The 10,000-nt window shown below is 66.9% G+C and carries 6 protein-coding genes and 2 rRNA genes (1 of these 8 cut by a window edge); 5 read left to right on the top strand and 3 right to left on the bottom strand.

Translation table 11 applies throughout. The annotated features are described in order from the left end of the window. The 5 genes from GT042_RS06820 to GT042_RS06840 all read left to right on the top strand — a co-directional run. Window positions 1-603 (top strand): hypothetical protein (locus GT042_RS06820; RefSeq protein WP_161307803.1); only part of this gene is annotated, 603 nt, incomplete at its 5' end. After that, window positions 593-1,942: a hypothetical protein gene (locus GT042_RS06825; RefSeq protein WP_202532452.1), complete on the top strand. Its 1,350-nt coding sequence runs from the start codon at window positions 593-595 to the stop codon at window positions 1,940-1,942. The genes GT042_RS06820 and GT042_RS06825, both read left to right, overlap by 11 nt. After that, window positions 1,939-3,492, top strand: a complete 1,554-nt coding sequence (locus GT042_RS06830) for an SCO6880 family protein (RefSeq protein ID WP_161307804.1) — start codon at window positions 1,939-1,941, stop codon at window positions 3,490-3,492. The genes GT042_RS06825 and GT042_RS06830 overlap by 4 nt, the downstream gene beginning before the upstream one ends. Before the next feature lie 116 nt (window positions 3,493-3,608). Next, complete coding sequence (locus GT042_RS06835; RefSeq protein ID WP_161307805.1) at window positions 3,609-5,054, top strand: ATP-binding protein; 1,446 nt, start codon at window positions 3,609-3,611, stop codon at window positions 5,052-5,054. 1 nt (window position 5,055) lies between these two features. Continuing rightward, a complete protein-coding gene (locus tag GT042_RS06840) occupies window positions 5,056-6,681 on the top strand; it encodes a type IV secretory system conjugative DNA transfer family protein (RefSeq protein WP_161307806.1) in 1,626 nt (541 codons plus the stop codon). Window positions 6,682-6,697: 16 nt separating this feature from the next. Here GT042_RS06840 and GT042_RS06845 read toward each other — a convergent pair whose 3' ends face one another. The 3 genes from GT042_RS06845 to GT042_RS06855 all read right to left on the bottom strand — a co-directional run. Then, a complete protein-coding gene (locus GT042_RS06845) occupies window positions 6,698-7,258 on the bottom strand; it encodes a GNAT family N-acetyltransferase (protein ID WP_161307807.1) in 561 nt (186 codons plus the stop codon). 75 nt (window positions 7,259-7,333) lie between these two features. Next, window positions 7,334-7,450, bottom strand: a 5S ribosomal RNA gene (gene rrf / locus GT042_RS06850). Window positions 7,451-7,531: 81 nt separating this feature from the next. Continuing rightward, window positions 7,532-10,000, bottom strand: a 23S ribosomal RNA gene (locus tag GT042_RS06855); it runs 656 nt beyond the window's last position.

The raw sequence follows: 10,000 nt of genomic DNA on the forward strand, positions 1-10,000 counted from the left end.
GACGGCGCGTCGAACCCGACGGCGGCGTCGGGCGTGAAGCCGGTGACGGGCAAGAACGGGACGATTCCGGCGGGGTTCGCGAGGGATGAGCAGGGGGCGGCCAGTGCGGCGGCGAATTACGCGGTGGCGCTGGGGTCGGACGGGATGTACTACAAGGTCCAGCGCGACGCGATCGTGGACGCCGTGTACGCACCCGCGGTGGCGACCGCGCGCCGGGGCGATCTCGACAAGGTCTATTCGAACGCGGACTTCCTCACCAGTATCGGCCTGAGTGCGGACGGCAGGCCGCCGGCCGGGATGACGTTCATCTCCCGTACGAACCCGGTCGGCTCAAAGGTCGAGAAGTTCGGCGCCGACAGTGCGACCGTCTCGGTCTGGTATTCGGCTCTCTTCGGCATGGCGGGCGAAGGCTCGACCAACCCGGTGTCCGAGAGCTGGTTCACGAACACCTTCGAGCTCACGTGGGTCGACGGCGACTGGAAAGTCAGCGACTTCACGCAGAAGGACGGCCCCGTACCGGTCGGCAGGGACCAAGCGGCCTCCAGCGCGCAGGAAATGGCCGACGCCGTGCAACAGTTCGGAGGGTTCACCTATGCCCGCTAACCGCGCCCGCGCCCTTTCGATCGGCGCTCTGGTGACCGGTCTCCAGACGGCCGCCGTGCTGCTGGCGACCCGCGCCGCCGCCGCGCCCACGCCGACCCCCACCCCCAGCGCGACCAACAACGCCTGCGACCTCATCCGAGGCCCCGCACGCAGCTACTGCGACAACGGCGAGACCCGGCGCGGACTCGCCCCCACCGACCCCGCGGACGCCCTCGACCCCCTCTCCTCCCTAGCCCGAGGCTGCGCCGAATCCGCCTCCTGGGTCGTCGAGAAGCTCTCCGGCGCCGTCGAGGAGACGGCCAACGTCGACTTCACCAACCCGGCCTTCCTCGCCCGGTACGCCATCGTCTTCGGCGCCGCCGCCGTCCTCACCGTCATCCTGTGGCTCTTCGCCGTCGCCAAGCGCGCCATCCGCGGCGTCCCGTTCACCACCGCCATCTCCGAGGCCGTCGGCTTCCTCTGGCTGGCCGTCCTCGCCTCCGCCTTCACGCCCCTGATCCTCTACACCGTCGTCTCCGCGACCGACGGCGTCACCGAGGTCATCGCCGCCGGCACCGGCAAGCAGACCGACGTGTTCTTCGGGTCGTTCTCCGAGGCCCTCACCAAGGGCACCGACATCGGCGGCGGCCCCATCATGCTCATCGTCGTCTCCCTCGTGACGATCCTCGCCGCCGGCGTCCTCTTCATGGAGCTGTTCATCCGCGCCGTCCTGCTCTACGTCGGCGCCCTCCTCGGCGTCATCGTCTACGCCGGACTCGTCGACAAGAACATGTGGGGCCACGTCCGCCGCTGGGCCGGCATCATGATCGCCGTCATCCTCGTCAAACCCGTCATCGTGATCGTCCTCAGCCTCGCCGGCGCCCTCTCCTCCGAGAGCGGCCCCGACTCCTTCTCCGCCGTCGTCACCGGCCTGGCGATCATCCTGCTCGCGATCTTCGCGTCCGCCATGATCTACCGCTTCGTCCCCGGCTTCGGCGACGAGATCGCCGCCTCCCGCGACAACCGCAAGCAGGCCACCGACGGCTCCCGGGCCGCCGCCGCCATCAGCTCCCCCGCCGCCCTCGTCTCCCAGGGCATCAAGACCCACAGCAGCCGCAACAACGGCGACGGCTCGGGCGGAGGCGGCGGTGGAGGCGGCCGGTCGCAGAACTCCATCTCCGGCGGCGTCGCCGCGCACAGCACCCGCCCGTCGTCCGGAGGCGGCGGCGGAAGCGGGGGAGGCGGCGGACATGTCCCCTCCGCCGCACCCCCGCCCCGTACCGGCGGCGGCCCCACCACCGGCACCCCGCACAGCTCACGCAACACCGGTAACAACAGCACTGGAGGGGGAGGGCGTTGACGACCCAGGCCCACCCGATCGCACCACGCCGCACGTATCTCATCGGCCGCGCCCGGCCCAACGCGATCGTCGGCAAGAACCGCGAGACCGGCGAGATCGCGCTCATCATCGCCGGCGCGTTCCTCGGCATGATGTGCGGCCTGCTCGTCCCGGTCCTCTCTCTGCGGATCGTGACGCTGATGGGCTTCCCGCTCATCGCCCTGGCCGCCGTGTACGTGCCGTACAAACACCGCACGTTCTACAAGTGGTTCGAGATCAACCGCAGCTTCAAGCGGACCCTCCGCAACGGCACGACGTACCGCTCCGCCGCCATGGAGTCCGGTACGAGCCTCGACGGCCGCGAGGTCGAGATCGGCCCGCCCCCCGGCATCGGCCGCATCAACTGGCTCGCCGCGCCCTTCGGCCCCGACGAGATCGCCGTCCTGCTGCACGCCGACCGCCGCACCGTCACCGCCGCCATCGAGATCGAGGGCCCCGGCGTCGGCCTGCGCGACAGCGAGGACCAGGAAGCCCTCGTCGACCGCTTCGGCACCCTCCTCAAGCACGTCGCCAACGGGGACGGCTTCGTCACCCGCATCCAGATGCTCGCCCGTACGCTCCCCGCCGACCCCGACGCCCACGCCAAGGACGTCGCCCAGCGCGGCGACAACGCGTCCCCCGGCTGGCTCCAGGAGTCGTACGACCAGCTCCAGTCGATGGTCTCCACCTCCAGCGAGCAGCACCGCGCCTACCTCGTCGCCTGCATGCACTTCACCCGCGAACTGGCCGCCGAGGCGCAGGCCATGGCCCGCGCCGCCCGCCACGCCTCCGGGACCCGCAAGCTCGACAAGGACGCCGGGCTCGCCGTCGTCATGGCCCGCGAGCTCACCGACATCTGCGCCCGCCTCGCCGAGGCCGACATCCGGGTACGCCAGCCCCTCGGCCAGGGCCGCCTCGCCTCCCTCGTGCACTCGATGTACGACCCCGACCACCCCATCGACCACATCCAGGCCATGACAAAGCGGAACGCCTGGCCGGCCGAGCTGGACGCGATGGAGCCCACGTACCTCCAGGCCAAGACGCGCGAGTCGTCGACCCGCGCCCCCTGGTGCCACTCCACCGCCTGGGTGAAGGAATGGCCGATGACCCCGGTCGGCGTGAACTTCCTCGCCCCGCTCCTCGTCCACACCCCGGACGTCATCCGCACCGTCTCGGTGACCATGGACCTGGAGCCCACCGAGGTCGCCATCGAGCGGATGCTGACGGAGAAGACCAACGACGACGCGGAGGCGAGCCGCGCCGCCAAGATGAACCGCACCGTCGACCCGCGCGACATCGCCGCGCACGGCAGGCTCGACCAGCGGGGTGAAGATCTCGCCAGCGGTGCGGCGGGGGTGAACCTCGTCGGGTACATCACAGTGTCGTCCAGGTCGCCCGAGGCCCTGGCCAGGGACAAGCGGACCATCAGGGCCTCGGCCGGCAAGTCGTACCTCAAGCTGGAGTGGTGCGACCGTGAGCACCACCGTGCCTTCGTGAACACCCTCCCGTTCGCGACCGGCATCCGCCGCTGAACCGCCGACCCGAGCGCCGTGACCCGTGACCCGTGATCAGTAAACCGTGATCAGTAAGCCGTAAGCCTGTAGACGCCGTGCAGAACCCGTAGACGCCGAACAGAAAGGGGCCTGTGGTGCGAGATCCGCTGTCCATCCTCACGGAAGCCTTCACCAGTTTCCTCTTCGGGGCGGTGGAGACGACCCGGTTGCCGGTCCGTACGTCGACGGGCCAGGCCCAGGCCGTCTACCTGCCCACCGCCGCCCCCGGCCTCGGCGACTCCGGCGTGATCATCGGCCGCGAGGTCTACAGCGGCAAGGGCTACATCTACGACCCCTTCCAGCTGTACGGGCAGCAGCTCCCCGCCCCCCACTGGCTGGTGCTCGGCGAGTCCGGCAACGGCAAGTCCGCGCTGGAGAAGACGTACGTCCTGCGCCAGCTGCGGTTCCGCGACCGCCAGGTCGTCGTCCTGGACGCCCAGGGCGAGGACGGCGCCGGCGAGTGGAACCTCATCGCCCAGCAGCTGGGTATAACCCCCATCCGTCTCGACGCCATGGCCGCCCTGGACGACGGGATCCGCCTCAACCCACTCGACCCGGCGATCACCACGACCGGGCAGCTCGCCCTGCTCCGTACGATCATCGAAGTCGCCATGGGCCACGGCCTGGACGAACGTTCCGGCTTCGCCCTCAAGGTCGCGCACGCCTACGTCAACGAGACGATCGTCGAGCGCCAGCCCGTGCTGATGGACATCGTCGAACAACTGCGCCACCCCGAGCCGGAGTCGGCGGAGGCGATGAACGTCGACATAGACGACGTACGGGCCTGGGGCCTGGACGTCGCGTTGGTCCTGGACCGGCTGGTCGACGGTGACCTGCGGGGCATGTTCGACGGGCCGACGTCCATCGGCATCGACCTCGACGCGCCGCTGATCGTCTTCGATCTCTCGCACATCGACCGCAACTCGATCGCGATGCCGATCCTGATGGCGATCGTCGGCGTCTGGCTGGAGCACACCTGGATCCGCCCCGACCGCAGGAAGCGCATCTTCCTGGTCGAGGAGGCCTGGCACATCATCAACTCCCCCTTCGTGGCACAGCTGTTCCAGCGCCTGCTCAAGTTCGGCCGCCGACTCGGCCTGTCGTTCGTCGCCGTGGTCCACCACCTCTCCGACGTCGTGGACGGCGCGGCGGCGCGCGAGGCCGCCGCGATCCTCAAGATGGCCTCCACCCGCACGATCTACGCCCAGAAGGCCGACGAGGCGAGAGCGACGGGCCTGGTCCTCGGACTGCCCCGGTGGGCGGTGGAGATCATCCCCACGCTCACCCCCGGCATCGCGGTCTGGGACGTGAACGGCAACGTCCAGGTCGTCAAGCACCTGGTGACGGAGGCCGAACGGCCCCTGGTCTTCACCGACCGCGCGATGACGGAGAACTCCCAGGCCTCGGACGCCGCCGACGCCCTGGAGGCGGCCGGGCTGCCGGAAGACGTACGGGCCGCGGACTGGGAGGCGGAGCAGCGTGCGGCACTCCTGGAGCGACAACGGCAGTTGAACGAGTCCTCCGAGTCGACGGTGGCGTGACATGGAGCGCCACCAGGGCCAGGGCAGGCAGCAGGGCCGCCAAGGAGGCGTCCCCGACGGGCTGTTGGTGGGTCTGCTGGCCTTCCTGCTCGGGTTCTCGCTGCTGACCTGGTCGGCGACCGGATTCGCCGGCCTGTTCGCCCACGGCGGCTGGCCGGACCACGTCACCTTCGCCCGTACGCCCCTGGCGCTACGGCAGTTGGCGACGGCGCCGCACGACCTGCCGGCGGCCTGGCCCGACACCCCGCCGGGGCAGCTCTCCGGATACGGCCTGTTCTGGGGGCTGTTGATCAGCCAGCTGATGGTCCTCACCGTGCTGACGGTGTTCGTGCTGGGCGTCGTGACGCGCTGGCGGGCGGTACGGTCCCGGCGCCGCGAGCAGCTTCGGTACGCACGGGAGACGGCGCGGACGGCGGCGGCACAGGAGCGCGAACACCCCTCGCTGCCGCACCAGCCGCTTCCCAGGGACGGGGTGCCGCACGGGCCGGGCAGGGGCGCGGAAGCGCCCGTGGCGGCGATGTACGGCCCCGCCGGGGCCCCTCACCCGCAACCGCCCACGCCGGCCGTCGAAGACACGCGCCCGCTCACGGCGACGGAATCGGTGCCAACTCGGGCTCCGGCTCCGGCTCCGGCATCAGGGTCCGTACCTGTACCGGCGCCCTCGCCCGCGCCCCTCTCCGTGCCCGCCCCCGTCCCCGGCACCACCCCACGGGTCGTGTACGGCACCTCCCGCACCCGCCGCCCCACCGCCGTCCAGGCCGTGCTGGACGCCGAGGGCCCGGCGCTCGTCGTCACCTCCGACCCCGGTGTCTGGGCCGAGACCAAGGACGCGCGGGCCAAGCTCGGCCCCGTCCTCGTCTACGACCCCGGCCACCTCTGCGACACCCCGGCCCGCCTCCACTGGTCCCCGGCCGCCGGATGCGAGAACGCCGACACCGCCGCCGCCCGCGCCGCCGCGCTCCTGTCCCCCGTCCGCCCGCGCGCCCTCCTCGACACCGCCATGGCCGACACCGCGGAGACGCTCCTGCGCTGCTGGCTGCACGCGGCGGCGGTGGACGCGCGACCGTTCAAGCAGGTGCACCGCTGGGCGCAGGGCGCGGGCGCCCACGAGGCCGTACGGATCCTCCGTACGCACCCCAAAGCCGCCTCCGGCCTCGCGGGACTGCTGGAGTCGGCCCTCACCTCGCACCCCGAACGCCGCGAGGTGGCGCAACAGTTGACGGCCCGTACGCTGGCGGCCCTCTCCTCGATCCACATCCGTGAGGCCTGCACACCCAACCGAACGGATTCCCTCACGTTGGATTCTTTCGCCGACGAGGGGGGCACGCTCTACGTGGTGGGTGAGCCCATCGAGGATCCCCGCTCCCATCCCGGCGCGATGCCTCTGCTCACCGCACTCACCACACACGTGGTCGAGCACGGCCGCCGCATGGCCGCACGGTCATCTGACGGTCGGCTCGACCCACCAATGTCGTTGGTCCTGGACGACGTGGCGGCGGTCGCGCCCCTGCGACCGCTGCCCGAGCTGCTGTCCACGGGACAGGACCGCGGACTGCCGACGCTCGCTCTCCTGCGCTCCAGGGAACAGGCGCGGGACCGCTGGCCGCACCAGGATCTCCCTGACTGACCGTACGGCGACGGCGTCAGCCGGCGGCGGGACGGCTCACCGCCCACTCCTGCTCCTTGGCCGACGGATCGGGCGCGAACGGCACCAGCACGCCGGTCGGTTCGAATCCCAGCCGCCGGTACACCGCTCGTGCCCGGCTGTTGCTCTCGTGGACGTGGAGCCTGACCCGTTCCAGCCGCGGTTCCTCCAGCGACCAGGCCCAGTCGAGAGCCGCTTCGACCAGCCTGTCGATGAGCCCGCCGCCGCGCTGCCCGGGACGCACAAAAACCCCGACGAGGTGTCCCTGGGACTGCTCGACGGTGGTGCCGAAGAAGTCGATCAGGCCGGCCGGCTCCACCAGCAGCCCCACATTCCCCGACCAGGACCCGTCCGGCGCCTCGGCGGCGAACATCTGGGCCCCGCTCCCCGCCACCACTCCCGCCGCACGCTCCTGCCAGAAGGAGTCGGGCCGCTGGGAGGCCTGCTCGTACGTGTCCAGGAAGGCGATCGACGCCGCCGGGTCCTGGAGCGCGACCAGCCGCAGTTCCCTGACCTCGGCCCATTCGTCGGCCCGCACCGCTCGTATCACGTGGTTCATGCATCGATCATATGGGCCCGGAACGCAGGAATGCCCTGTACCAGAAGGTACAGGGCATTCCCGTAATCAAAGATTGTTCGGCGGCGTCCTACTCTCCCACAGGGTCCCCCCTGCAGTACCATCGGCGCTACGAGGCTTAGCTTCCGGGTTCGGAATGTAACCGGGCGTTTCCCTCACGCAATGACCACCGAAACACTATGAAGATATCCGAAAAGCTGGATGACAACACGGCTCTTCGTTACTTCAGAACTAACACAGTGGACGCGAGCAACTGAGGACAAGCCCTCGGCCTATTAGTACCAGTCAGCTTCAACCGTTACCGGTCTTCCACATCTGGCCTATCAACCCAGTCGTCTACTGGGAGCCTTAACCCCTCAAAGGGGGTGGGAGTTCTCATCTCGAAGCAGGCTTCCCGCTTAGATGCTTTCAGCGGTTATCCCTCCCGAACGTAGCCAACCAGCCATGCCCTTGGCAGAACAACTGGCACACCAGAGGTTCGTCCGTCCCGGTCCTCTCGTACTAGGGACAGCCCTTCTCAAAACTCCTACGCGCACAGCGGATAGGGACCGAACTGTCTCACGACGTTCTAAACCCAGCTCGCGTACCGCTTTAATGGGCGAACAGCCCAACCCTTGGGACCGACTCCAGCCCCAGGATGCGACGAGCCGACATCGAGGTGCCAAACCATCCCGTCGATATGGACTCTTGGGGAAGATCAGCCTGTTATCCCCGGGGTACCTTTTATCCGTTGAGCGACGGCGCTTCCACAAGCCACCGCCGGATCACTAGTCCCGACTTTCGTCCCTGCTCGACCCGTCGGTCTCACAGTCAAGCTCCCTTGTGCACTTACACTCAACACCTGATTACCAACCAGGCTGAGGGAACCTTTGGGCGCCTCCGTTACTCTTTAGGAGGCAACCGCCCCAGTTAAACTACCCATCAGACACTGTCCCTGATCCGGATCACGGACCCAGGTTAGACATCCAGCACGACCAGAGTGGTATTTCAACGACGACTCCACCTGAACTGGCGTCCAAGCTTCACAGTCTCCCACCTATCCTACACAAGCCGAACCGAACACCAATATCAAACTATAGTAAAGGTCCCGGGGTCTTTCCGTCCTGCTGCGCGAAACGAGCATCTTTACTCGTAGTGCAATTTCACCGGGCCTATGGTTGAGACAGTCGAGAAGTCGTTACGCCATTCGTGCAGGTCGGAACTTACCCGACAAGGAATTTCGCTACCTTAGGATGGTTATAGTTACCACCGCCGTTTACTGGCGCTTAAGTTCTCAGCCTCGCCACACCGAAATGTGACTAACCGGTCCCCTTAACGTTCCAGCACCGGGCAGGCGTCAGTCCGTATACATCGCCTTACGGCTTCGCACGGACCTGTGTTTTTAGTAAACAGTCGCTTCTCGCTGGTCTCTGCGGCCACCCCAAGCTCAGGAAGTAAATTCCTTCACCCAAGATGGCCCCCCTTCTCCCGAAGTTACGGGGGCATTTTGCCGAGTTCCTTAACCATAGTTCACCCGAACGCCTCGGTATTCTCTACCAGACCACCTGAGTCGGTTTAGGGTACGGGCCGCCATGAAACTCGCTAGAGGCTTTTCTCGACAGCATAGGATCATCCACTTCACCACAATCGGCTCGGCATCAGGTCTCAGACTATATGTGTGACGGATTTGCCTATCACACGCCCTACACCCTTACCCCGGGACAACCACCGCCCGGGCTGGACTACCTTCCTGCGTCACCCCATCGCTTACCTACTACCACCTTGGATCAACGGCTCCACCACTCCCCTTTGCCCGAAGGCTCCAGGGCGGCTTCACGGTCTTAGCATTAATGGATTCGATACTGGGCGTTTCAAAGCGGGTACCGGAATATCAACCGGTTGTCCATCGACTACGCCTGTCGGCCTCGCCTTAGGTCCCGACTTACCCTGGGCAGATCAGCTTGACCCAGGAACCCTTAGTCAATCGGCGCACACGTTTCTCACGTGTGTATCGCTACTCATGCCTGCATTCTCACTCGTGAACCGTCCACCACTAGCTTCCGCTGCAGCTTCACCCGGCACACGACGCTCCCCTACCCATCCCAGCAGGCGTTGGCCCTATGTACTGGAATGACACGACTTCGGCGGTACGCTTGAGCCCCGCTACATTGTCGGCGCGGAATCACTTGACCAGTGAGCTATTACGCACTCTTTAAAGGGTGGCTGCTTCTAAGCCAACCTCCTGGTTGTCTCTGCGACTCCACATCCTTTCCCACTTAGCGTACGCTTAGGGGCCTTAGTCGATGCTCTGGGCTGTTTCCCTCTCGACCATGGAGCTTATCCCCCACAGTCTCACTGCCGCGCTCTCACTTACCGGCATTCGGAGTTTGGCTAAGGTCAGTAACCCGGTAGGGCCCATCGCCTATCCAGTGCTCTACCTCCGGCAAGAAACACACGACGCTGCACCTAAATGCATTTCGGGGAGAACCAGCTATCACGGAGTTTGATTGGCCTTTCACCCCTAACCACAGGTCATCCCCCAGGTTTTCAACCCTGGTGGGTTCGGTCCTCCACGACCTCTTACAGCCGCTTCAACCTGCCCATGGCTAGATCACTCCGCTTCGGGTCTTGAGCGCGCTACTAAACCGCCCTATTCGGACTCGCTTTCGCTACGGCTTCCCCACACGGGTTAACCTCGCAACACACCGCAAACTCGCAGGCTCATTCTTCAAAAGGCACGCAGTC

The organism is Streptomyces sp. SID3212, from assembly GCF_009865405.1.
Classification (GTDB): Bacteria; Actinomycetota; Actinomycetes; order Streptomycetales; family Streptomycetaceae; genus Streptomyces.

Excerpts from the sequence above, each read along its gene's own strand:
- GT042_RS06825 (WP_202532452.1), top strand. The coding sequence starts at position 593 with ATGCCCGCTAACCGCGCCCGCGCCCTTTCGATCGGCGCTCTGGTGACC.
- GT042_RS06840 (WP_161307806.1), top strand. The coding sequence starts at position 5,056 with ATGGAGCGCCACCAGGGCCAGGGCAGGCAGCAGGGCCGCCAAGGAGGC.
- GT042_RS06845 (WP_161307807.1), bottom strand. The coding sequence starts at position 7,258 with ATGAACCACGTGATACGAGCGGTGCGGGCCGACGAATGGGCCGAGGTC.